Annotated in this window: 19 protein-coding genes; 7 read left to right on the forward strand and 12 right to left on the reverse strand. The window is 58.1% G+C overall.

Annotated elements, in window-relative coordinates:
• Positions 1 to 30: 30 nt before the first annotated feature.
• The 3 genes from ACR0LY_RS09170 to ACR0LY_RS09180 all read right to left on the reverse strand — a co-directional run bounded on the left by ACR0LY_RS09170 (position 31) and on the right by ACR0LY_RS09180 (position 2763).
• On the reverse strand, positions 31 to 1557 hold the full coding sequence (locus ACR0LY_RS09170; RefSeq protein WP_170350039.1) for an MFS transporter: 1527 nt from the start codon (positions 1555 to 1557) through the stop codon (positions 31 to 33).
• A 79-nt stretch (positions 1558 to 1636) separates the two neighbouring features.
• Complete coding sequence (locus ACR0LY_RS09175; RefSeq protein ID WP_170350040.1) at positions 1637 to 1990, reverse strand: hypothetical protein; 354 nt, start codon at positions 1988 to 1990, stop codon at positions 1637 to 1639.
• Between the two features lie 11 nt (positions 1991 to 2001).
• Positions 2002 to 2763 (reverse strand): DUF6478 family protein, encoded by a 762-nt coding sequence (locus ACR0LY_RS09180; RefSeq protein ID WP_170350041.1) that lies wholly within the window; start codon positions 2761 to 2763, stop codon positions 2002 to 2004.
• A gap of 241 nt (positions 2764 to 3004) precedes the next feature.
• On the opposite strand from ACR0LY_RS09180, the gene ACR0LY_RS09185 reads away from it, so the two are divergent.
• From ACR0LY_RS09185 to ACR0LY_RS09200, 4 genes are read left to right on the forward strand one after another with little or no spacing between them, the layout of a single operon-like run.
• Complete coding sequence (locus ACR0LY_RS09185) at positions 3005 to 6112, forward strand: ABC transporter transmembrane domain-containing protein (RefSeq protein ID WP_170350042.1); 3108 nt, start codon at positions 3005 to 3007, stop codon at positions 6110 to 6112.
• Complete coding sequence (locus ACR0LY_RS09190) at positions 6105 to 6995, forward strand: CPBP family intramembrane glutamic endopeptidase (protein ID WP_170350043.1); 891 nt, start codon at positions 6105 to 6107, stop codon at positions 6993 to 6995. Before ACR0LY_RS09185 ends, ACR0LY_RS09190 begins: the two co-directional genes overlap by 8 nt.
• Positions 6996 to 7053: 58 nt before the next feature.
• Complete coding sequence (gene accD / locus ACR0LY_RS09195) at positions 7054 to 7986, forward strand: acetyl-CoA carboxylase, carboxyltransferase subunit beta (protein ID WP_170350044.1); 933 nt, start codon at positions 7054 to 7056, stop codon at positions 7984 to 7986.
• The gene (locus ACR0LY_RS09200; protein ID WP_170350045.1) at positions 7983 to 9257 is read left to right on the forward strand and encodes a bifunctional folylpolyglutamate synthase/dihydrofolate synthase; all 1275 of its coding nucleotides are present in this window, start codon (positions 7983 to 7985) and stop codon (positions 9255 to 9257) included. The genes accD and ACR0LY_RS09200 overlap by 4 nt, the downstream gene beginning before the upstream one ends.
• 78 nt (positions 9258 to 9335) lie before the next feature.
• Here ACR0LY_RS09200 and zapE read toward each other — a convergent pair whose 3' ends face one another.
• Entirely contained in the window at positions 9336 to 10394 is a 1059-nt protein-coding gene (gene zapE / locus ACR0LY_RS09205; RefSeq protein ID WP_170350046.1) for a cell division protein ZapE, read from the reverse strand.
• Between the two features lie 150 nt (positions 10395 to 10544).
• On the opposite strand from zapE, the gene ACR0LY_RS09210 reads away from it, so the two are divergent.
• Entirely contained in the window at positions 10545 to 11786 is a 1242-nt protein-coding gene (locus ACR0LY_RS09210) for an MFS transporter (RefSeq protein WP_170350047.1), read from the forward strand.
• A gap of 1 nt (position 11787) precedes the next feature.
• On the opposite strand, the gene ACR0LY_RS09215 is transcribed toward ACR0LY_RS09210, so the two are convergent.
• From ACR0LY_RS09215 to ACR0LY_RS09235, 5 genes are all read right to left on the reverse strand, one after another.
• Complete coding sequence (locus tag ACR0LY_RS09215; protein ID WP_170350048.1) at positions 11788 to 12408, reverse strand: HAD family hydrolase; 621 nt, start codon at positions 12406 to 12408, stop codon at positions 11788 to 11790.
• Between the two features lie 145 nt (positions 12409 to 12553).
• Positions 12554 to 13009 carry a YaiI/YqxD family protein gene (locus ACR0LY_RS09220; protein ID WP_170350049.1) on the reverse strand — a complete coding sequence of 152 codons (456 nt, stop codon included), beginning with the start codon at positions 13007 to 13009 and terminating at the stop codon, positions 12554 to 12556.
• Positions 13006 to 14463: a Si-specific NAD(P)(+) transhydrogenase gene (sthA, locus tag ACR0LY_RS09225; RefSeq protein ID WP_170350050.1), complete on the reverse strand. Its 1458-nt coding sequence runs from the start codon at positions 14461 to 14463 to the stop codon at positions 13006 to 13008. The genes ACR0LY_RS09220 and sthA overlap by 4 nt, the downstream gene beginning before the upstream one ends.
• A gap of 3 nt (positions 14464 to 14466) precedes the next feature.
• A complete protein-coding gene (fghA, locus tag ACR0LY_RS09230; protein ID WP_170350051.1) occupies positions 14467 to 15300 on the reverse strand; it encodes an S-formylglutathione hydrolase in 834 nt (277 codons plus the stop codon).
• A gap of 101 nt (positions 15301 to 15401) precedes the next feature.
• A complete protein-coding gene (locus ACR0LY_RS09235) occupies positions 15402 to 16331 on the reverse strand; it encodes an AEC family transporter (RefSeq protein ID WP_170350052.1) in 930 nt (309 codons plus the stop codon).
• A gap of 182 nt (positions 16332 to 16513) precedes the next feature.
• On the opposite strand from ACR0LY_RS09235, the gene ACR0LY_RS09240 reads away from it, so the two are divergent.
• Positions 16514 to 17131 (forward strand): TetR/AcrR family transcriptional regulator, encoded by a 618-nt coding sequence (locus tag ACR0LY_RS09240; protein WP_170350053.1) that lies wholly within the window; start codon positions 16514 to 16516, stop codon positions 17129 to 17131.
• A gap of 86 nt (positions 17132 to 17217) precedes the next feature.
• Here ACR0LY_RS09240 and ACR0LY_RS09245 read toward each other — a convergent pair whose 3' ends face one another.
• The 3 genes from ACR0LY_RS09245 to ACR0LY_RS09255 form a co-directional block, all read right to left on the reverse strand.
• Entirely contained in the window at positions 17218 to 18588 is a 1371-nt protein-coding gene (locus tag ACR0LY_RS09245; RefSeq protein ID WP_170350054.1) for an HlyD family type I secretion periplasmic adaptor subunit, read from the reverse strand.
• Positions 18585 to 20327 carry a type I secretion system permease/ATPase gene (locus tag ACR0LY_RS09250; protein ID WP_170350055.1) on the reverse strand — a complete coding sequence of 581 codons (1743 nt, stop codon included), beginning with the start codon at positions 20325 to 20327 and terminating at the stop codon, positions 18585 to 18587. The genes ACR0LY_RS09245 and ACR0LY_RS09250 overlap by 4 nt, the downstream gene beginning before the upstream one ends.
• Before the next feature lie 61 nt (positions 20328 to 20388).
• Positions 20389 to 23592 carry a beta strand repeat-containing protein gene (locus ACR0LY_RS09255; RefSeq protein WP_170350056.1) on the reverse strand — a complete coding sequence of 1068 codons (3204 nt, stop codon included), beginning with the start codon at positions 23590 to 23592 and terminating at the stop codon, positions 20389 to 20391.
• 340 nt (positions 23593 to 23932) lie between these two features.
• Between ACR0LY_RS09255 and ACR0LY_RS09260 the strand changes: the two genes are divergently transcribed.
• Positions 23933 to 24853: a LysR family transcriptional regulator gene (locus ACR0LY_RS09260; protein ID WP_170350057.1), complete on the forward strand. Its 921-nt coding sequence runs from the start codon at positions 23933 to 23935 to the stop codon at positions 24851 to 24853.
• The last annotated feature ends 103 nt before the right edge of the window (positions 24854 to 24956 follow it).

The following is a 24956-nucleotide window of genomic DNA, read 5'->3' on the forward strand; positions in this document are numbered from 1 at the left end:
CCAGACAGGCGGCCCTTCTTCTTTGGTGGATCAGCTTTCCACTTTGTGCAGCTTTTCCTCATCCAGCAACATCGCCAATAAGACGCCGACAGATACTGACACAGTGGCGAAAATGAACGCCATGTTCATGCCGGTGTCAAACGCTGCGGTGATGGCGGTTTTGACCTTTTCGGCTTCGGCCGTGCTCAGTTTGTCCATGATCGCGCGTGCAGAGGATGTAGTCAGCGTCCCACCGTTGATGGCTCGCTGATCGGATTCCGACATATCAATCCCGGCGGTCGCCAGACGTTCGCCCAGGCTACGCAGACTGGCCAGATACATGATCGCGGTCGCGCAGGCCACCGAGATGGCACCATAGACGAGGTGAGTCATGAAACTCAGCCCACCGACCAACCCGGCCCGTTCCGGTTTCACCGCGCAAACCGCAGCGGTGCCTGATGGGCCAACCGTCAGCGTGGCCCCCAACCCAATCATCGCCATACCGGGCAGAATCTGAAAATAGCCCAACCCTGCGGGCAACACGACAACACTGGCCGCACCGATAGTGGCGCACAGGTAACCCCAGAACAAAAGCCGTTTGGGACCGAAATCGTTGTACAGTTTGCCCGACAAGATGGACCCCACGGCAAGCAGAACAGTAAGCGGGGCCAACCCGAATGCAGATTGCAACGTCGACCAGCCCAATACCTTTTGCATGTATTGGGGGAAATACATCAACCCTACGAACGCTGCTGAGACATTGAACATGTTCAGGCCCAGCGTGATGCGAAACTCTCTGTTCGCCATCATCTGGGGCAGCAACAGGGGTTCTTTCACGCGTTTTTCCACTTGTGGGAACAAGACGAACAAAACAGCGCAGACGAAGAACAGCATCAGCAACGGCGATGAGGTCCAGCCCCAATCTGCACCCACGTCCAACCCATAAAGCAACAGCAGGACAGCCACAGACAGTACACCCATACCTGCGACATCGATGTGTTCGCCTTTTTTGTGCTGGGTTTCGCGCTCCATCAACACCAGGGCGGTGACCATTGAAATGGTCGCAAACACAACGTTTGCAAGGAAAAACAGCCGCCAATCCCCAAGGTTCACGACCGTACCGCTGATCAGCGGGCCAATGACGTTACCGCATGTGACGCCTGCCAGAATAAGCCCCATGATCATGGCGCGATGTTCGGGGCGCGAGACTTTGGTGGCGCCATAGGCCAGCGTGCAGGGCCAGACACATCCCGCGCCGATCCCCTGTAATGCGCGTGAGACAATCAGAAAATCCAGGCTAGGCGATACAAAACACATGACTGAGGAAAACATAAAGATCGACAGGCCGATCAGCATCATCTTGCGGTGCCCGTACATGTCGCCAAGCCGCCCTCCGGCGACCATCGTCATGGCAAAGAACAGGGCATAGATGTTCAAAACCCATTGGGTGCTGGTGATATCGGCGTCGAAACCGTTTTCGATAGCCGGAACCAGGATCAACGCGCCGGTAAAGTCGATGCCGATCCCGAACCCCGTCACCATCAGCGCGATGAGTTTAATGATGCTGCTGCGGTCCATGAGCTTGCCCAAGTTGCTGCGGGTCGCTCAAGGATGCACGGGATTCTGATGAAAAGATAGGGACTTGGCCCTATACGGGCTATTCGCCCACGCTCTGCGCCCGCCGAAATGCCCGTTTCAGCATATCCAGTTCCGCGCGCAGCAGCTCGACCTCAGCGCGAAGATCATCCGCTGCCGGGGCGCCTGCGATAATGGTAAAATCGCCAAGTTTTTCGGACGTGCCTGCGTCCACGATGACAAAGCAATGCACGCCATCGGACAGTGCCTTCACGGGTACAGGGACAGTCAGTGCCCATCCGTCATCTGCTGGTGTCACGCGTACGTCTTCCAAAGGTTCGCCCAGGTACAGAACCTCAACAGTCACCTCGGCCTGCAGGTGACCCTGCCAGAGGCCGTTCTCGAACCGGATGGGTGTCAATGTCGGTTGCGTCATGGCCGGACCTCTTACAAATCGGCGCGATGGTGGCGGCAGAAGGTCAGATCGCGCAGGGAAACGCGGTTCATCTGCGGGTTTTCAAAGATCAGGTCCAGCCAGATCTTCTCGATCCGCGACTCATTCAAGGGCAAATGTGCCAGATCGAAATCGACTGAGCAGGAGCTTGCAGACAGGTCCAGCTTGCGCAGAACCTGTTCAGCGTTGGGTCCGTGCTGGATGTTGAGACGGGCGAATATCTCAAGCGGCTGCTCGGCCTCGATCAGGGTATCCACACGCATGAGATGCTGTTTGGTCAGGCCCTGAGCAGCCTCGTACGGCAATTCCACAGACAGGGACAGGAAAGAGCCCGAAAACCCGAACACCTCGACTGTCATCCCATATGCGGCCAGATCCTTGTCGCGGGAATTCCGGGTCTGCCGCATTGCTATTTCGGCCAGCGAACAGTCGTGGAACAAGGTCACCTGCCGGTCCATCTGTGCCTTACGGGCAGCCGAGGCCACACCCGGACGCGCCAATGGCCCGCGCCACAGATCCGGTCGCCAGCACCAATCGGTGCCAAGGGGTTTGGGGAATTGGGTCGACCCAATTCGAGGTCGGGCCAGACGGCTGTCGGCCTCATGAATCAGCATCTGCAGATGCGTGCGCAGCTTGCGCGCATCATCGCGCTGTTGCCGCAGTTGCGGTTCAGGTGCAGCAGGTGCGCCACGCAGGGCCTGACGCCAGCGTTCGACGGCGCGGCGTTGAATATAGCGATCCAGAAGTCTGCCCATGGCCCCATCATTCAGAGTGTGACCCTGTTTAGTCAAAGACAACGCAGGGTTTAAAGGAGAATAAACGATACTGAGGGGCAAATCTCGCGAATTTGTGACTGATGGGGCGGATGGGCAATCGATTTGAAACCTGTTAGCCCAGCCATTCTTGCAATCGTAAAGATCAGTGCGTACCGTCTGATACCTGATTGCAGTGGATCATCCGAAAACGCATCCAATAGATTTGAGGCAAGGCCGGGGCATGGAACCCACTCTATTCGCTTTCATATGGAAACATTCGAAAAAACAACAGCTTGTGCTGCTGTTTCTGACGGTTCTGTCATTCCCGTTCCTCTATGCCTCGCTTGAGTTGCCCAAGCAGATTATCAACGGGGCCATTGGCGCGCCAAGTAATACGGTAACGATCCTGGGATTCTCGGTAACGCAGGTGCAGTATTTGCTGATCCTGTGTTTCGCCTTTTTGGCAACCGTGATTGCCAGCGGGTTGATGAAAATGCGCATCAACACGATGAAGGGCATCCTTGCTGAACGTATGTTGCGCCGTTTGCGGTTCACTTTGATCCATCGCACCATGCGGTTTCCGAAATCCTATTTCGCCACCACCAGTCAGGGTGAGCTGGTGTCGATGATCACCTCTGAGGCCGAACCGATGGGTGGCCTGATGGGCGACGCGATCGCGCAGCCGGTGTTCCAGTTCGGGCAGATGATGACCATCGTCACCTTCCTGTTCATGCAGAGCGTCTGGTTCGGCCTTGCCAGTGTGGCTCTAATCCCTCTACAGGCCTGGCTGATTCCAAAGTTGCAACGCCAGATCAACCTGCTGAACAAGGAACGTATTCAAGAGGTCCGCAACCTCAGTTCAGAAATTGGCGAAAGTGCGGCTGGGATCAGCGATCTGCGCACCAATGGCGGCTGGCGGTATCGGCAGGCGCAGTTCAGTCATCGTTTGGGGCTTTTGTTCGAGATCCGGTTCAAGATCTACAACAAAAAGTTCTTCATGAAGTTCCTCAACAATCTGATCACGCAGATGACGCCGTTCCTGTTCTATTCGGTAGGCGGCTATCTGGCGATCACGGGTGAGGTGACAGTCGGGGCGCTGGTTGCTGCACTTGGGGCCTATAAGGATCTGAGCGGCCCGTGGAAGGACCTGCTGACCTATTACAATCAGGTACAGGACATGTCCCTGCGGTGGGAGGTCGTGACCGAACGCTTTGCGCCTTCAAACATGATCCCTGAAAATCTGTTCGTGGGTGAGCCCGAGACTATTCCGCATCTGACGGGCGATATCGAGTTGCGAAACGTCACCGTGCGCGATGATGACGGCAAGACCATTCTGGAAGATATCGACCTGACCATTCCCAAGGGTGCGCGGGTCGCCATCCAATCGACCCATGCCGCGGAACGAAATGCGCTGGCGCAGGTCCTGACCCGCGAAGTCCTGCCGGTGCAGGGCGACGTGATCATGGCGGGTCACAATCTGAAAGACCTGCATCAGGTCGTGATTGCGGCCCGGATCGGCTATGCCTATTCGCGGCCCTATCTGTTCGACGGCACGCTGGGCGACAATCTGTTAATGCCCCTGCGTCCGCATCCTCAGCATGAGGCCGATGCCGCCGTGGCGCCGACTCGCTGGCAAATCGAAGCTGCCCGCGCTGGAAATCCGACGGATTCGCTGACGGATGAATGGATTGATCCGGGGCTTGCCGGGCTGGACGATGTTGATGACATTCGCGCCTGGTGGTTCCAACTGGTCGAAGCGATGGGTACTGACGAACTTATGCTGCGCCGTACCCTGCGCACACAATTTGATCCCATTTTGCATCCTGATCTGGCGCAGGACGTGGTCAACCTGCGGGGGACGATTGCGGAAAAGCTGCAGGAAAAAGGGCTGGACCAACACGTTTATCGGTTCGACCCGGATCGTTTTAACCCGGCTGTTCCTTTGGGGGGTAACCTGCTCTATGCGACTCCGTCTCGGGATATCACGCCCGAGTCTATGGCGGATGATCGGCGGTTCAAGAACATGCTTGGGATGCATGATCTTGCCGATGACGCCATGTCCATGGCCAGCGCCGTGATGGAAACATTGGATCAGGCCTTTGGCCGCGACGGCACCGATCACCCGCTGTTCCTGCGTCTGGGGATGTCCAAGGACATGTATCACCGTCTGCTCGACATCAAGGATCGGCGTAAGTCGAGAGGAGACAACGGAATTTCCGAGGATGAGCGCGCTTTGCTGCTGACGCTGCCGTTCCTGCTGACGGCTGAGCAGATTGGCCCGGACTTCCCCGAGGAATACAAGGACAAGATTCTGTCAATCCGCAAGGATCAGGCCGAACGGCTGCGTGGGGCGCTGGATGGTATGTTCGTGCCTCTGTCGCCCGACAGCTACATCCCGCGCCTGACGGTGATGGAGAATGCGATTTATGGCCGGGTGTCCCTGATGGCCGGAGCCCATGCCGATGAGATCGAAGATGTCGTTGCTCAGGCCGTGAACGAGGCTGGTCTGCGCCGTCGGGCTGCGTCGACTTTGTACGATCTACCGACCGGGCTGGGCGGAAACAACCTGCCAACCGTGTTTCAAGAGCGCGCGGCGTTTTCCCGCGCGGGGATCAAACGTCCCGATATCCTGATCCTCGACAAGGCATTGGCCAGCCACGATTCCCAAAGCCGTCTGCGCACACGTCTGCGGCTGCGCGAATTGTTGCCCGAATCGATCATGATCTTCATGGAGGATCATTTTGCGCACCCTGAGGCCTATGACTTGTTCATCGAGATCAAGGATGGTCGGATTGACGGTGTCTCGCGCACCCAAACCCACCACGAAGACGGGGCCTCGGCTGATCTGAGTCGCAAGCTGCAGATCATATCCTCGACCGAGCTGTTTTCGGGGCTGGATGCGCGCAATCAGCGGCTGCTGGCCTTTTCGGCACAATGGTACGAGGCTGCGTCGGGGCAGATGATCTTTTCCCGTGGGCAAGCACCCGACGCGGCGTATCTGTGCATCAAGGGGCAGGCCAATCTGGACTGGACCGATGAAAGCGGTGGCACGCGCACTATATCGATCATTGAACCCGGTCGGTTGATCGGCGATCTGTCAATTATCACCGGCGATGTCCGTCAATTGGATCTGACAGCGGCCACAGATTGTACGTTCCTGCGCATCGGAGCAGAGGAATTGCGCGCTGTGATCGAAAGCGATGCGTCGGTCGCGGTTCAGTTGCTGCAAACCGTTGCCGGGTATCTGACCACGTTGTCCACAAGGATCAACACCATCCAACACGCATCTGAGGTGTTCCCTGAAATCCCACAATCCATCGAAGGTGAAAGCTCTGGCAACAATGCCTGACCCTCACGCATATGCCGCCCATGAGGGGCTTGTGGGCGACGCACGCGCCCGGCCCGAACTGTGGCGCCTCGCGGCGGGTCTGGGTATTGTCCTTGTTCTCTATGTGACGTTGAACGCAGTGTTGTTTGCCTTTATCGGGCAATTGCTTCAACCAGATCAGGCGCAGGGTCTCTTGCACGGAACCTCAACGTCGGCCGCTTTGATTCTGCTGCTGAGTTTCGGTTTCCTGACGCTGGGCGTGGCTATCGCCGCCCGTCAAATGCAGCACCGGTCTCTGGCCGCGATCCTTGGCCCGCGCCGCCTGTTATTGCAACAATTCTGGATGGTCCTGCGTGCCTTGGTGATTCTGGGCCTGATCATGGCGGCCCTGCCACCCTATGGTATGGGTGAGACGCTGACGCAAAACCTGGCCCTGTCCACATGGTTGCTTTTGCTGCCAGTGTCGGTGATTGCGGTCCTGATTCAGACCAGCGCCGAAGAAGTGCTGTTTCGCGGCTATATCCAGCAATGCTTGGCGGCTAGATTCCGATCTCCGGCGATCTGGATGGGAGTACCTTCGGTACTGTTCGCAGCAGGGCATTATGCGCCCGGTGTCACCGGCGAGAATGCCCTTCTGGTGGCCATTTGGGCGTGTATTTTCGGCCTGCTGGCGGCGGATTTGACCGCAAGGTCGGGAACATTAGGACCTGCTATTGCATTGCATTTTCTGAACAATGCGGTCGCGCTTCTGTTCATTTCGCTGCCTGAAACGTTAAGCGGGTTGGCATTGTATCTGCTGCCTTACGACATGTCCGAAACCGGCTCGTTACGGCAATGGCTGTTCGTTGATTTTGCGGTAATGACTGTCAGCTGGTTAACTGCACGTCTTGCGCTCAGGCGTTGATTGCATTTCTTTCCGTTGCGTCTTATTTGACGTCAATGCCGCAAAACAAGGTTCCGACATGAACTGGATCACAAACTACGTCCGTCCCCGGATCAATTCGATCTTCTCGCGCCGGGAAGTGCCCGAAAACCTTTGGCACAAGTGCGATGAATGCGGCACGATGCTGTTCCACCGCGAGCTTGCGGAAAACCAGAATGTATGCACCCAATGTGATCACCACATGGCGATCACCCCGCGGGACCGTTTCGCACACCTGTTTGACGGTGGTATTTTCACCGAGGTCGAAGTTCCCGCACCAACAGCTGACCCGCTGCAATTCCGGGACCAGAAGAAATACCCGGATCGCATGAAAGCAGCCCAGAAAAAGACCGGCGAGTCTGAGGCAATGCTGGTTGCTCGGGGCGAAATCGGGCGCACCCCGATTGTGGCTGCCGCACAGGACTTCTCGTTCATGGGTGGATCGATGGGCATGTATGTCGGCAACGCCATCATCGCCGCCGCACAAGAGGCGGTAAAATTGAAGCGCCCGTTGGTTCTGTTCTCAGCCGCTGGTGGCGCACGGATGCAAGAAGGTATCCTCAGCCTGATGCAGATGCCGCGTACAACCGTGGCCGTTGAGATGCTGAAAGAGGCGAACCTGCCCTATATTGTCGTGCTGACTCATCCCACTACCGGTGGCGTGACCGCATCTTACGCGATGCTGGGCGATGTCCATATTTCGGAACCCAATGCGCTGATCTGTTTTGCAGGGCCGCGCGTGATTGAACAGACCATCCGTGAAAAACTGCCCGAAGGGTTCCAGCGCGCGGAATACCTGCTGGATCATGGCATGTTGGACCGTGTGACCAAACGGACCGAGATGCGTGAGGAACTGATCACCATTACCCGGATGCTGATGAACCAGCCGCCAGCGGTCAAAGGCGATCTTCCCGCGCCTCAGCCCGAAGAGGCCAAGGCCGAAACCCCAGCCGAGGAAACGGTCGAAGAATGACCAGCCCGACATCTGACGTCATCCTCGACCGGATGATGGCGCTGCATCCCAAGATCATTGACCTGACCTTGGATCGTGTCTGGCGTTTGCTGGCAGCTTTGGACAATCCGCAGGTCAAGCTGCCACCGGTGATCCATATCGCCGGAACCAATGGCAAGGGCTCGACCCAGGCGATGATCCGTGCCGGGTTGGAGGGCGCGGGGCTGTCAGTCCACGCCTATACCTCGCCCCACCTCGCGCGGTTTCACGAACGCATCCGATTGGCCGGAGAGCTGATTTCGGAACCCGCTTTGACCGCCGTTCTGGATGAATGCTACGCCGCCAATGATGGCGAAAACATCACTTATTTTGAGATCACGACCTGCGCGGCCCTGCTGGCTTTTGCACGGACGCAGGCAGATTACACGCTGCTTGAGGTCGGCTTGGGTGGCCGTCTGGATGCCACGAATGTCATACACGAACCGGCAGTAACGGTGATCACGCCAGTTTCGATCGACCACGAACAGTTTTTGGGAGATACGCTGGGCAAGATCGCAGCCGAAAAGGCGGGCATCATCAAACCTAGTGTGCCCTGTATCGTCGGCCCGCAACAGGACGAGGCGCTAGAGGTCATCGAATACACCGCCGCACGCCTGGGAGCGCCGCTGCTGGTCCACGGTCAGCACTGGCATGTGCATGAGGAAAACGGGCGCCTGATCTATCAGGACGAAACCGGGTTACGTGATCTGCCATTGCCCAACCTGCTGGGTGCGCATCAAATTCAGAACGCTGGTGCCGCGCTGGCCGTTCTACGGTACCTTGATCTGGGCGACGACGCCTACGAGGCCGCAGTGACCCGTGCCGAATGGCCCGCTCGTATGCAGCGCCTGAAAACCGGTCCCCTGGTCGAGGCTGCGCCACAAGCTGAGCTGTGGCTGGATGGTGGCCACAATACCGCTGCTGGAGTAGCACTGGCGGATGTTTTGACCAAACTGCCAGAGCGCCCGACGCATTTGATCTGCGGAATGCTCAACACTAAAGACGTGACGGGTTACCTCGCACCGCTCGCGAAACAGGTCCAAAGCCTGACCGCAGTATCGATCCCTGGCGAGGCCGCAACGCTGAGTGCCGAAGACACGGCCGCTGCCGCGGCTAAAGTCAACCTAACCGCCACAACCGCCGACAGTGTTGCCGACGCTCTGAAAGCAATTGTCGGGGAAAACTCACAAGCCCGCGTTCTGATCTGCGGCTCGCTGTATCTGGCGGGAAACATCTTGCGCGAAAACGGCTAAATTCTCTGCCCGCAGGGGCTTCATCTGGCCAATAATACCTCGAGAGAGCCACGCAAAGCGCGGCGGGGGCTGAGCCCCCTATTTCCCCCAATCCTGATCCTGCATTTCCCGCAGTCGCGAGGCAGTGCGTTCAAACTCGAACGTCCCTTCGCCTTCGACATACAACATCTCGGGCTCAGCCGCGGCGGAACAGATCAACCGAACCTTGGCCTCGTACAAGGCGTCAATCAATGTGACGAACCGTTTGGCTTCGTTGAAGTTGTTGCGCGACAAGCGCGGGATGTCCTCTAGCACCAGAACCTTCAACTCATCTGCAATTGCCAGGTAATCCGCCGGGCCTAACATGCGACCACACAGATCGTAGAACGTGGCCCGGGCAACTCCGTTCCGAAAGGCCGGCAGCTCGACCGACCGGCCTTTGACCTGCAAGACTAGCGGTTCCGCCGCACCGCCCGACAAATCGGTCCAGACGTCACGAATGTTCTGCCGTGCCTCGGGTCCGATTGGGGTGAAGTATACCGGTGCGCCCTCCAGCCGGTTTTGGCGGTAATCTGTGGGAGATACCAGCTCCCACACCTGAAGCTGTTCCTTGATGCGGGCGATGAAAGGCAGGAACAACTGCCTATTCAGCCCGTCCTTGTACAAATCGTCAGGGTGCCGGTTTGACGTGGTCACAACCACAACGCCGCCTTCATAAAGCAGGTCGAACAGACGCCCGACGATCATGGCATCGGTGATATCGATAATCTGCATCTCGTCAAAAGCAAGCAGCCTGACCGAATTCACGACCTCTTTCGCCACCGGAGCCAAGGCATCCTCGACCCCATCCTGACGGGCTTTGTGCATGCCGGCATGAATTTCCTGCATGAACGCATGAAAATGCACTCGACGCGCAGGAATATCCTCCAGCGCATCGACAAACATATCCATCAACATGGATTTCCCGCGCCCCACGCCACCCCAAAGATACAACCCCTCGGGCGGGGGCGGAGCCTTGCGGAACAACCCGCGTTTAACCGGGGCGGACAGCGCCGCGCGGATACGTTCGAAATGGGGTAGGACGGCCTCTTGCGCATCGTCCCGGGTCAGGCTGCCCTCGGCAATGCGGGCGTTGTAAATCGAAATCAGATCCGTCATGGGACCGAGCCATAGCGCCCACGTTGAGCCTTGAAAAGCGGCCATTTCCCACGACCCATCAAATTTACTTATCCGTGACCGCAAATCTGCTGATTTGACCAGCTGTTCAAATCCGCTACCGTCCGTCGAACTGATACCCCCGAGGTCCCTATGTCGCATTCTACGCGCCTGCTGAATCCGATCCTGATCGTAGGATGTATTATCATCACGGTCAGCTTTGCCGTGCGGGCGTCGTTCGGAGTGTTCCAGATTCCAATTGCCACTGAGTTTGGTTGGCTACGCACCGATTTCTCGCTGGCCATCGCGATCCAGAACCTGGCCTGGGGGATTGGACAGCCGATCTTTGCTGCAATGGCTGAAAAGATTGGCGACCGAAAAGCCATCATTCTTGGCGCGTTGACCTATGCGGCTGGTATGGTTCTGTCGGCTTGGTCTGTAACGCCGTTTGGTCATCAAATGTATGCGTGGCTGGTTGGATTTGGCATCGCGGGCACGGGTTTTGGTGTCGTACTGGCGGTGGTCGGGCGTGCGTCGTCCGACAAGAACCGCTCGATGTCTTTGGCGATTGTCACGGCGGCGGGCAGTTTCGGACAGGTGATTGGCGCACCGACGGCAGAATGGTTGCTCAGCTTCCTGCCCTGGCAACAGGTGTTTCTTGTCTTTGCAGCTGCGATTCTAGCCCTTGTGCTGACGCTGCCTTTCATGCGTGCACCACAACCGGTCAGCAAGGCCGAACTGGAAGAGAGCATGAGCCAGATTCTGAGCCGTGCGTTCCGCGACCCCTCTTATGCGATGATTTTTCTGGGGTTCTTCAGCTGCGGCTATCAACTGGCGTTCATCACCGCCCATTTCCCAGCCTTCGTGACCGAGATGTGCAGCCCGATCCAACCCGGTGGCGTGCTGCATTCGCTGGGCATCACCACCACCTCGGCCCTGGGGGCTGTGGCAATCTCGCTGGTGGCGCTGGCGAATATTGGTGGCACCTTACTGGCCGGTTGGGCCGGTAATCACTTCCCCAAGAAATACCTTCTGGCGTCGATCTATACCGCCCGCACATTGGCGGCTGCGGTCTTTATCCTCATGCCGATTACACCAATGTCGGTCATCGTATTTTCGATTGTCATGGGCTCGCTCTGGCTGGCGACTGTGCCTCTGACCTCGGGTCTTGTCGCGCATCTGTACGGGCTGCGCTATATGGGTACCCTGTACGGTTTCATCTTCCTCAGCCACCAGATTGGCGGTTTCATGGGCGTCTGGCTGGGCGGGCGCATGTATGATGTCTATGGCGATTACACGATGGTCTGGTGGATTGGCGTAGCCGTTGGCGCCTTCAGCGCTATAGTTCACCTGCCCATTCGAGAAAACCGCAGCGGAACGGCGGTTCCGGCCTGATCTACTTGGCCTCGTCCGGGGTCAACAGACCTTCGGCCACCAACCTTTCCGCCCAGCCCTGAGGGCCAGTGAAGTGATGCGTCTGCCAGCCCCGCGCGCGTGCCGTTTCGATGTTGTCGATCCGGTCATCGGCAAACAGCAAACTGCTGGGCGGTAGGCCACAATCATCTTCGACCATCTCATAAATCGGGGCGTGCGGCTTGACCGCTTTCATCCGGCCCGAGACATATTGCCGGTCAAATTCGTTCAGGAACGGATAAATCGTGGTGGCATAGTCGAAATTCTGCACCCCAAAATTAGTGAGCGCAAAAACTGGAACGCCCTTGGCCCGTAAAGCTCGTTGCAGGCGAACGGAATGCGGGATTTCCGGCGTGGCCAATTCGATCCACTTGTCATGCCACAAGCGGATTTCGTCGCGCCATTCGGGGTATTTCTCAGCCCAATCATAGATCGTATCGGTAAAATGGTGGCCCTGATCAACCAGATCGTTCATCCCGTGCAGATCAACCTCGGCAAACATGGCGCGGCGGCGGTCTTCTCCGATGGCCTTGTCATAGTAACGCTCTGGCTGCCATTCGATCAGAACATTTCCAATGTCGAAAATTACGGCTTCAATCGGCATATTACGCCCCTGTCAAATCAATCTCTGCTTGCGCCCGACTGAACCAATCCCGGGCAGGACTTTCAAGTCGGAACCGCAGCGCGCAGCGCTGCCCGGCCCAACGGGGGAAGGCGCATCATCGATGCGTCGCCAACGGGCGGGAGAGTTACCGGCGTCGCGCTGCGCGCAGTTCACGTTCCAACGCATCCAGAAACCGCGATCGGTCCGCCTTGCCAAAAGGTTTGCCTCCGCCACCAGCCCCCAGCGGATTGGCTGCCCGCAGGTCGGCCATCAGATCGCGCATGGCTAGCTGCTGGCCGATATTGGCTGCCGTAAACGCTTCACCATTTGGGCGCAGCACGCGTGCCCCGGCTTCAACGCATTTGGCGGCCAAAGGGATATCCGAGGTCACCACCACATCCCCAGGCCCACAACGCTCGGCGATCCACTTGTCCGCCTCGTCTGCGCCTTCCGCAACGATGACGACCTGCACCAGGGGATTGGCCGATGGCCGCAACCCACCATTCGAGACCAACGCCATCGGCACCTTGTGGCGTGTCGCCACCCGCTCGGCTTCGGCCTTCACAGGACAGGCATCGCCATCGACATACAGGGTGGTCACGCCTTCTTGGCCTGTTTCTTGGCGGGTTCTGCGGGTTTCTTGCGCACCTTGAACTCTTCGGGGATCGGCATCCGGTTGAACGCGTCCAGACCGGCGATCTTGTAGGCTTCGGCCAAGGTCGGGTAGTTGAACGTGTTCTGCACGAAGTAGTCCACCGTGCCTTTCAGGTTCAGCACCGCCTGCGCGATATGGATTAACTCAGTCGCCCCTTCGCCAACGATCTGCACGCCCAGCACCCGGCGGGTTTTCAGCGAGAACAGCATTTTCAGCATGCCATGCTCCAACCCCATGATATGCCCGCGCGAGGTTTCGCGGAATCGTGCGACACCAACCTCATATGGGATGCCGCGTTCCTCCAATTCTTCCTCGGACATACCGCAGGTGGAAATCTCGGGCACCGAATAGATGCCATATGGATACCAAGGGCTTTCTGGCAGTGTGGGGGTGTCCAACGCATGACAGGCCGCGACACGGCCCTGTTGCAACGAAGTTGAGGCCAACGACGGGTGCCCGATCACATCGCCGGTGGCATAGATATGCGGCACAGTGGTCTGATAGGTTTTACGGTCCACCTTGATGCGGTTGCGATGGTCCGTCTCCAAACCAACTGAGTTCAAATTCAGCGCCGAGGTCGCACCCATGCGCCCGGCCGCAAACAGCAGCATTTCAGCACGGACATGGCGGCCATTATCCAGTGTGACTTCGACATGATCCCCTGTGTCCTCGATCTTTTCCACGGCAGAGCCCAGCCGCAGATCGACGCCGTTTTCGCGAATTTGATGGGTGAAATCGTGGATCAACCGCTTGTCGATGAAATCAAGGAAGGTTTCGCGCGGCTCGATCAGAGTCACGCGCACATCCAGTGCCGAGAACATCGTGGCATATTCAACGCCGATTACCCCCGCGCCGATCACGACAAGCGAGCGCGGAATCTCGGCCATTTCCAGAAAGTCATCGCCGTCGACCACGGTTTTGCCGTTAAAGGGCACGTAATCCGGGCGGTAGGTTTTGGTCCCGGTGGCGATCAGGAACTTGGCTGCAGTCAGGCGTGTGGTTTCACCGGCATCAGTGGCGACCTCAATCTCATGGGGGCCGACGAACCTGGCCAGACCGTTCAGGGTTTCCACGTGGTTGCGGTTGAACTGATGTTCCAGCACGTCAACCTCGTGATCCAGCGTCATGTGCAGACGCGCCTTGAGGTCTTCGGCGCGGATTTGATCCTTGACCCGGTAAGACCGGCCATAAAAACTGCGCTCGCGCCAGCCGGACAGGTTTAGCACCGTTTCGCGCAAGGTTTTCGAGGGGATTGTGCCGGTATGAACCGACACGCCGCCAAATCGGTCTTTGCGGTCAATCACCAGCACACGACGTTTCAGTTTGCCCGCCTGGATTGCCGCAGAACGCCCTGATGGCCCTGACCCGATGATGATCAGGTCATAGTCAAATTTGCTCATCCGTCAGTCCCCGTACAGCGCTTCGGCGTGGAAGGTGATGTGGTCTTCCATGAAGGTCGATACAAAGAAATACGAGTGATCATAGCCCGGCTGTAAACGGTAGGTTGCCTGCTGGCGTCGTTCCGCGATGGCTGTCGCCAGCGCCTCGGGGCGTAGAAGGTCGATGAACTGATCACTGGCACCGGTGTCGATCAGGATTGGACCGTCAAAGCCAACCTCTTTCATCATCAGCGAGGCATCGTGCTTGGCCCAGGCAGCTTCGTCATCGCCCAGATAGGCGCTCAGCTGTTTGCGTCCCCAATCCGCGCCGGTCGGGTTCGAAATCGGCGCGAAGGCCGAAACCGACCGGAACCGACCCGGCAGGTTCATCGCCAGCGTCAGCGCCCCGTGGCCGCCCATCGAATGACCGGTGATCGCCTGACGCTCCATGTCGATGGCGAAGTTTTCCGCCAGCAGGTTCGGCAGTTCCTCGGCCACATAGTCCCACATGTTGAAATGCGGCGCCCAAGGGGTTTGCGCTGCATTCACGTAGAATCCAGCGCCCTGACCCAGATCATAGTCATCGTGATCGGCCACGCCTTCACCCCGGGGCGATGTATCGGGGAACACAACGGCAATGCCTTGTTCGGCTGCCCAGGCCTGCGCACCAGCCTTGGTCATGGCGTTTTCGTGGGTGCAGGTCAGTCCAGACAGATACCACAGGACGGGAACCGGGCCGTCCTTTGCCTCGGCAGGTAGAAACAGACCAAAGGTCATGTCGCATTGGCAGGCTGACGACGCATGGCGGTAGACGCCCTGCACGCCACCGAAACAGGCGTTTTCCGAAAGGGTTTCCATCTGGCAGAGTCCTTAAATTTAGATCGCGTTATGGCTAACGATCCAAGGACGCCGCGTAAAGGCCGCACGACTTCGGTGCGCGTTTTTTTGAATGCTTTGGCTCAGAGCGTCCCAACCCAGGCGATGACCACCGGCACGGTCAGGATACTGACCGCAGTCGACAGCAGGATCGCTGCCGAGGCCCGGTGCGGGGCCACACGGTAGTGGGCCGCCAGCATGTAAACATTTCCGGCCACCGGTAGCGCCGCTGCCGCAATTGCGACCGTGGCGGAAAAGGCATCGACGGGCATCAACCACAGCAGCACCACGGCCACACAAGCCGGGTGAATGACCAACTTGCAAAAACTCAGCCATGCCGCAACCTGAATGCGTTCGGCGGACTTGGACGCCAAAGAGGCCCCAATTGCAAACAAAGCCCCCGGTGTGGCCGCCCCGCCCAGAATGGTTAGAAAATCATTGAGTGCCGCCGGAACCGGCACTTGCACAGCCGACCACAGAAGCCCTGCGGAAATCGAAACGATCATTGGGTTCTTCAACAATCCCAACCCAATCAGGCGCAACGTTGCCGGGGTCAGCCGTCCGTCGCGCCCCGCGTTGATCAAAATCACGATCAAGGACGAAAACACCACCAGATCAACGGTCAGAACCAGCATGACCGGCCCAATGGCGGCCTCGGACAACAACAGCGCCAGCATCGGTAGTCCCAGAAAGCCGACATTTCCGATGGCGGCACATTGGGCCTCGACCGCCGCGGTAGGAATATCAAGCCTGCGAACCCAGGCCACTCCAGTTGCCAGACCATACACGGCGAGAGTTCCTAGCAGATAGCCCGCCATCAGCCGACCGTTGAAAATGTCGGCAAAGGGCAGGGTGGCGGCAAAGCGAAACAGCATCGCCGACAGTGCGAAATAGAACACGAACTTTGTCAGATAGGCTGTCGCGTCTTCGGTGAAAAAGCGGCTGCGCCCGGCCCAGTATCCCAGGCCGATGATTGCAAAAAACGGAAGCGTGCGCAGAAATATTTCGACCATGCCCAAAGTGTTAGCATCGTTTGACCGCGCAGCAAGCCTTGAACGACAACGACCGGAAGCCGCGGGTTTGCGGGGCAAAACATTCAGAATTCACATTCCGTTACGCAACGGGACAACGCGAATCGTTGTATCTGTACTGATCGGTTTATAGTTTGAGGAGAACACTAACCCTAGGAGAGCTCATGACTCAGACAGCCGCCATCCTTCGCACGGGCCGCAAATTCGATCAGGTTTTGCGCGGAGCCCGAGAAGTTTTCATGGCGGATGGGTTCGAAGGTGCCAGCGTCGATGACATCGCGCGGGCGGCGGGCGTCTCCAAGGCGACGCTCTACAGCTATTTCCCCGACAAGCGTCTGCTGTTCATGGAAGTCGCCCAGACCGAATGCAAGCGTATGGCTGAAAGAGTCATTTCGATGATCGACGACTCCAAACCTGCGCGCGAAGTGTTGACGATCACGGCGACGCAACTAACCGCATTTCTAGTGTCCGATTTCGCGCAGCAGGTGTTTCGTATCTGCGTGGCCGAGCGGGATCGGTTCCCTGAATTGGGCCAGGCGTTTTACGAATCCGGACCTCAGAATGGCCAGCGTCATATGGTCGAATATTTGGAAAAGGCCGTTCAAAAAGGCGAATTGGTTATCGAAGATGTTCAGATTGCAGCCGAACAGTTCTCAGAACTGTGCAAGGTTCGCTTCTGGACCAAAGCCGCGTTGGGCATCCAGACCAATTTCAAACAATCCGAGATTGATGAGATCGCGTTGCACGCAGTGGACATGTTCATGGCGCGTTACGGCGTCTGACACTTAAGCACGCATTGATACTGGTTGGATCGGGACAACGATCTCAGAAATGCCTGCGCCCAAGTCTCGGACGCAGGCGGCTAAAATCACTCGATAAAGGTCTTGGCCAACCGGTCGCTTATGGGTTGCGACAGATAGCTTATGACGGCGCGTTCGCCGGTATTGACGAACAAATCTGCGGGCATGCCGGGCACCAGTTCCAATGCGGCCACGTCTCGCGGTTGTTCGGCATTCAGCTTTACCCGCGCCTTGTAATAGGCTTCGCCGGTGCGTTCATCCTCAAGCGCATCGGCTGAGATGTCGAAGATATGCCCCACAGCTTCGGGCACGTCCGCTTGCGCAAAGGCCGACAGGCGGATGCGCGTGGATTGACCGATCCGCAGCTTGTCAATATCGCCGGTCTTGACCCGTGCCTCGACGATCAGGGCCTGATCGGCTGGGACGATATCCATGATCGGCGCACCCGGGCGGATCACCCCGCCATTGGTTGACACTTCCAAATTCACAACGCGTCCGCTGGTCGGGGCCAGAACCTGTGTTCGCTTCAGGCGTGCCAGCGTGCCCGCGAATTGCGGTCGAACCAGATCAAGCTGGGCCTCAACAACAGCCAACTCTCCGGCGAGGACCTCATCGCGTAGTTTTTGCTGGCTGAGCAGGGACAGCTCCAACTCTTGCACCTGATCTTCGGCCTGGGCGATCTGGGTGCGCAATGATGCGTCAACGCCAGCCAGCCGTTCCAACTCGATCTGCCGTGCGCTGACCCGCGTGACGGCGACCAGACCCTTATTCAACAGCGTCTCTAAGTTGGACAACTCAACCCGCGTGATCTTGATCTGGTTCCGGGCCGCGCGGCGCTGTTCGTCCAGACCCGTGACCTGGTTGCGTAGGCCCGCGATACGTTGCGCGTTGATCTGCGCTTCGGTCCGGCGGGCACGGGCTTCGGCGTCAAATAGTTGTTTCTGGGTCAGGTAGGGCGACACCCAATGTAGGCGGTCCATTCCTTCGCGGAATCCCGCCAGGGCGGTGGTTTCTTCAAATTGGCTCTGCCCGCTCATTTGCGCCAGCAGGCGCGCGCGGCGAACCGACAGCTCACCCAACTGGCTACCCTGAACGCTAAGATCCACGTTAATCTCGGTGCTGTCGAGCTGAACCAGAGGCTGCCCTGCCTGCACAAATTGGCCGTCTGTGACCAGGATCGACTGAATTATGCCGCCGTCCAGATGTTCGACCGTTTTGCGTTGGCCCTCTACCACAAAGGATGCGGGTGCAACCACGGCACCATCGAGTTTCGAGGCAAAGGCCCAATAGGCGCTGCCGCCGACGAATACCGCCAGGGTGAACAGGCCGAACAGGACATAGCGGGCGATGCCAGGGGAACTGTCAGAAATCTCTTTCAGTTGTGCCTCGTGAAATCCCACGGCAGTTCGAGGGGCTGAGTATTTGACCAGGTCAGTCATTGGGCCGCTCCTGTGATCTGAGTTTCATCCACCCGGCTGGGTGCCGGTTGTGTTGGTTTGTCCAGAACGTTGCGGCGATTGACTTTCAGAACGTCTTGCTTGTCGCCGAATTGGGTTTGATTGCCATTGCGCAACACCATCACCTTGTTCGCCGCCTGCAGCGTGGCTGGGCGATGCGTCATGACAATGGCAATCCCGCCGCGTTCCTGCACGGCCAGCAAAGCATCGCGCAGGGCCTGTTCGCCCTCGGCGTCCAGATCCGAGTTGGGTTCATCCAAAACCAGAACAAACGGATCACCGTATAGCGCACGTGCCAGAGCCAGCCTCTGACGCTGACCGCCGGACAGGAAAAAACCGCGGCCAAGCCTGGTTTCGTACCCGTCGGGCAAACCGCTGACCAGTTCGTGAACCCCTGCTTCGCGCGCGGCACGCAGGACCTCGGCATCGTCGATCGCGGTGGAGAACCGGGCAATGTTTTCGCGGATTGTGCCATCGAACAGCTCGACATCCTGTGGCAGGTATCCGATCTGTTTGCCCAAGTCTTCGGGGTTCCATTTCGACATCGGGCTGCCGTCCAGCAGAACCTCGCCCCGTTGCGGATGCCAGATGCCCGCAAGCATCTTGCCCAGCGTGGTCTTGCCCGAACCGCTCTGGCCAATCAATGCCAGAACGTCCCCGGCCGTGAGGCTGAAATCAATCGCCCGGATGGTGGCATTGATCGCAAGCGGAGGGCCTGCCTGAGCGATGCGGACGTCCATCGATTTGAACGCACGCGGCAAGTTCAGGTTTGGAGGCGCCTCGGCAAAATCTTCGGTCAATTGTTTGATTTTGCTATAGGACCCGCGTGCAGCCAGAAAAGTGCGCCACTGCCCGATCAACTGATCAATCGGCGCAAGTGCACGAGCCAGAACAATCGTGGCGGCAATCATGACGCCTGCGGTGGACTCGCCGATCACGGCCAGTGCCGCACCCATCCCCAGAACCGCTGATTGCAGGCCCATACGTATGGTCTTGGACAATACGGAAAAGCTGGCCACCCGATCAGCGGCGCGGGTTTTGTGTTGATGCGCGTCAGTTTGCAGCGCGGTCCAGCGGCGTACCAGATCGGATTTCATACCCAGCGCATGGACCAGTTCGGCATTCCTGTCGCTGATCTTGAACAGCGCATCCGACCGCCCTCGTGCCTGCGCGGCCTGCTGCATCGGGCCTCGGGATCGGGCGTTGTTGATCAGCGCCATCAATGTCAAGGTCAGCGCTCCGGCCAGACCCAACAGACCCAGAAACGGGTGCAGCACATAAAGAACCATCAGATAGATGGGTATCCACGGAGCATCGAAAAAGGCGGTCAGGGTGGTGCCGGAAATGAATTCGCGGAACCCGTTCACATCCTCGACCAGGTTTTCGCCTGCCTCAGCTTCTCCTTGAACCCGGCGGCGCATGGCGGCACTCAGGACGGGCGCGCCGACGCTGAGTTCGAACCGGGCGGCCAGGCGGCCCAGAATGCGCATCCGCATCAGGTCGAGGCACGCAATGACGATGAATACCCCCGCCAGCAGCACGGACAAGGCGATCAATGTGTCTATGTTCTGGCTGGTCAGAACCCGGTCATAGACCTGCAGCATGTATAGCGGCCCGGCCAGCATCAAGAGGTTCAGGAACAGGCTGAAGATCGCAACCGCAACAAAGCCTTTGCGCAGCGATCCCCAGGCGGTTTTGACGGGATTGGAATTCTGGAACATCGGATAGCCCTTTCCGGTTTGGCAAGCGGGGCGGCCACAAGACCGCCCCGTTGTGGATCGCTTAGGCGACGAAGTCGTCTTCGGTTAGGTCTGCGCTGTTGATTCCAGCCAGACGGACCGAGCCTTCGTTGCCAAAGGTGATCAGGGTGTCATTGCCATCCTGCGCAACATTCACCGCGCCGCCGAAATCGGGGCCGAGGTCGCCGAACTGCAGCTGATCGCGACCGATCTCAAAGTCCTTGATCACGTCATTGCCGAAGTCTTCACCGAACGAGAACGTGTCTCGCCCCAGCCCGCCGATGAGAATGTCATCACCACCTTCGCCCGAGATCAGGTCTCCGCCCGCGCCGCCATTCAGCACGTTGGACAGATCGCTGCCGACGATCACGTCGCCATCATCGGACCCGATGACGTTTTCAATGGACTGCAGCACGTCGGTCTCGAACTGGTTTTCGACAACGTCCTGACCGAGGACACCGGTGCCGCCGGTCGCATTCACATCCAGCGTTGCACCTGCGTCGACCAGAGTGTCCTGCACCACCGGGCCGTTCACGCCCGCCGGAGCATTGTGCAGATGGATCGCCGAAACGGTGCCGGGGATTGGGGTGCCCAGCTCTGCTTCGCTGATGCCAACAACGCTCAGCTCGCTGGAATAGGTGACCTCACCAGTGTTCAGGTTCTGCGTGATGACAACGGTGGCCTCACCGGTCGCTTCGCTGTTTGACAGCGGCCCTGGCTCTTGCGCCGCGTCCAAACCGCCACTCAGGCTAACGGTGCGGATACCGTTTTCGGTCACGTCGCTGTCGACCGATAGCTGCCCGCGGATTTCACCCGCCGGGAACTGGTTGGTGTGGATGTTGTAGTAGAGGTTGCCTTGAACCGCCTGCTCAACAAAACCGGCACCATCGGCAATGTTGGACCCGAACTGATCCGGTGCCGCGATAACCGCATCGGTGACCGAGATGTTGAACCCGGTATCGCGGGTGGCGGTGCCATTGCCGTTGGCGTCCAGACGAACCTCGACCGCGACGTCCAGATCCGAGAAGTCGGCCGTGTCGATGCCGTCTCCACCGTCGATGAAGTCATTGCCCAGACCACCGGTCAGAACATTGTCGGCATCGCCGGCAATCAGAACGTCATCACCTGCGCCGCCGTCGATGTCACCATTGGTAGTGCCCAGATCGACAAAGATATCGTCGCTATCGCTCAGCAGAACGTCACCGTTGATCACGCCTTCGTCGTCGTTAACGATGGTGACGGTGCCTGCGTCCGAGGCGTCGATTGCGTTGACCGTGCCGCGGATTTCACCCTCGTTCAGGACGGCACCAACAAGGTTCAGACCGCCATCAACGCGCAAGCCCGCCGCAGCGTCCGAGTCCTCGGATCCCGCGATCAGACCTTCGTTGACGACAACTCCGGCAAAGGACGCGTCATCCTGGCTGGTGAACAGGCGCAAGCCATCGCCCACCTGGTTGCCCTCTGCGGCGTCTCCGCGGCCTTGCAGCGTGCCTTCGTTGACGACAGCGGCCGAGACCACATCCCCAGACACATCGCCGGTTTGCAACGAGACGGCTGAGCCGTTATTGCCTTCGCCTGCGTCAACCAGACCTGTGTTGGTAAAGGTATAGTTGTCGGCGGTACCATCGGCATAAACCGTACCGTTGCGCTGGTTGCCGGTGCCCAGAATGTCACCTTCGTTGATGACCTCGAGCCCTTCTCCGTCAATATTCAGCGCGCGGCTGTCCGAGGTGACAGTACCCCGGTTGACGAAGGACCCGCCCGAATGATCGCCTGTGCCAAAGTAGACACCGTTCTGACCACCCGAAAAGACGCCGGTTTCCTCGTTGACCAGTTGGCCTTGGAAATTGACGTTGTTAACAGCGCGGAACGCGCCGACAGTGCCATTTGCACCTTCGGACGAGACCGAACCTGTGTTGGTGATCGTTCCGGTGAACAGAGCAGGGCCAAAGCCGCCGCCTTCCAGCCGGGCGCCTTCCAGACGGATGCCATCTCCGGCGGTGCCCAGACCAGCGCCTGCATTGCCGCGACCGGCGACGGAGCCTGCGTTGGTCACTTCGACCTCACCATTGCCTTCGGCAGACAGGGAAAGTGAAACGCCAGCGCCTTGGTTGCCTTCGCCCGCATCGATTGAGCCGGTTGCCAGGTTGTTGATCGAGAAATCAGTCGCGGTGTCGTCGGCGTAGATCGTGCCGTTGCGCTGATCGCCAGAGCCCAGAATGTCACCGCCATTGACCAGATCAACGCCGGAGCCGTCGATATTAACCGCGCGGCTGCCTGATTGGATGGTGCCAAAGTTCAGCACATCCAGATCATGTTCGCCTTCACCGATATAGAGACCGTTGCGAGGTCCTTCGATCACACCGGTCGAGGTGTTCAGAATCTCACCTTCGGCATTTGCGCCATTGGCAATGCGAATACCGGCGGCGGTGCCTTGATTGCTTTCGGTCGAAATCAGACCGCTATTGTTGATCTCGGTTTCAAGAATGGCACCTTCTGCACCATCATCGATGCGGATGCCGTCTCCGGCCAGACCTGTATTTGCCGCCGCCTGACCGCGGCCTTGAATGGTCGCGCCAAAGCCGTTGAACACGTCGGTTTCCACGCGGTCTCCGAGTTCATCACCGACTTGCAGCGAAATACCGGCGCCCTGATTGCCGTCACCGGCATCAATCGTGGCGCCTGAGAAGTTCGAGATCGAAACATCCTCGGCGGTGCTGTTGGTATAGATCGTGCCGTTGCGCTGATCGCCGGTGCCGATGATGTCGCCAAAGTTGCGCACATCAATGCCCTGACCCTGAATATCAACCGCACGACTGTCCGAACTGATCACGCCGCCGCGGAAATTATCCAGGCTGCCAGAGCTGTCAGGCCCGGCAAACTGCACTCCGTTAAATTCCCCGGCTATCTCTCCGAAGTTTCGGACTGCGGCGCTGCCGGTCACCTGAACGCCGGTGGCCAGAACTTCGGGACCGTTATTTGCTTCGATCCGGCCCGAGGCAAAGTTGAAGATGTCGACATCTTCACCCTGCGCCTTCACCGCGGCCACCGCGTTGTTGGTGACTATCTCACCAAAGTTCAGCAGGCGCGAGAAATCATTGGCTAGCACAAAGGCCGGAGTGTCATCGACAACCGTGCTTTGGAAAAAGTTGTTCAAAAGGGTTTGGCCATCGCGGCTGGTCTCTTGCGCCAATGTGGACGTGGTTAAGAGACGTGCGCGTAAGCTTTCCATAAGTTGGGACAGCATGGGGGACTCCATCATGGGTTTGCGTAATGCGGTCCGCCCGCTGGTCTGGGCATTCCACGTAGCAAAGGGGTAGTCACCACCACGGCGCAGCTAAAATTCATCCTTCGAATTGGCGGTATAACCAATACAAATAGTCACGGATGGCGTGATATCTGGCCACCGTGCCTCGTTTCTTTTCAATTGGTTACGTGGCGTGTCTCCGCAGTGCCCTTCTATTCAATGGCGCGGATTGACGGTTTTGTCAGTGATTGTGATGCCGATTTCCTGCAGCGGCGCGCCGGTTGGCGTATGTAAAGGGCATCCCCAGCGGGATCGGGAAACGGATCACGGGCCCAAAACCATGAATTTCAGAGACCTGGAATATGTGCTTGCCATTGCCAGACACGGTCAGTTCAGTCAGGCGGCTGTGGCCTGCAATGTCTCGCAGCCCGCTTTGTCTAATCAGGTAAAGAAGCTGGAACAGGAATTGGGAACGGATCTGTTCCTGCGCCTGAATAGCGAAGTGCGCCCCACTGCCTGTGGCAATCGCGTGATCGCCATTGCCGAGCGCATCCTGAAAGACGCACAGAACATCCGCGATACCGCGACTCAGTTTCGCAACCCCGAGGCAGTGCCTTTCAATATCGGTATGACCCCGACACTGGCCCCCTATCTGACGCAGTATTTTTCCGAGCTGTTCAGCGCGCTTTTTCCCAACATGCGTGTCACCATGGTTGAAGATCTGCCACAGAACATGTTGCAAATGGTTGAAGATCATACGCTGGACGTCGCCCTGGTGGCAAAGGTCAACAACAGCGAAGCGCTGGATTTCACCTCGATCTGGTCTGAACCCCTGTTTCTGGCCGTACGCGAGGGCCACCCGCTGTGCATGTTGCCATCTATCGCACCAGAAGATGTGCCGGTGCATGATTTTATCCGGCTTCCCCATAGTTTTGGTTATGAACTGGAAGACCGGTTGCCTGAATCAGACCCCTCGAACCGGGCCAGCAAGCGGTTTGATCTAAGTGCGCTTCGGTTCGAGACGATCTGCCGCCATATCTGCCACTCTGATGATTGCACCATCGTCTCGGCATTGGCGGCGGAACAGTTCAAACGGGACAAGTGGCCTTTGTGCTTTGTCCCGTTCGAAGGCCCGGGCAATCTGCGAAACCTGGGCGCGGCAACGCGTCCGGGCTGTCCCCGCCGACCGCTTTTGGACCGTATCGGTGCCTATATCAATGAACGGCCACCTGTCGGGGTTACGCCCACTTTTTCGCACTGAGCGCCAACTGATCTCTTGTATCTTGACCTGCGATGGCGGCCGGCACGCTGTCACGTAGCAAGACATGGGCCGTTAGGTCATGGTGATTATCCTCTTGCCCGAA

The sequence above is a fragment of the Ruegeria sp. BC5 genome (assembly GCF_056539205.1).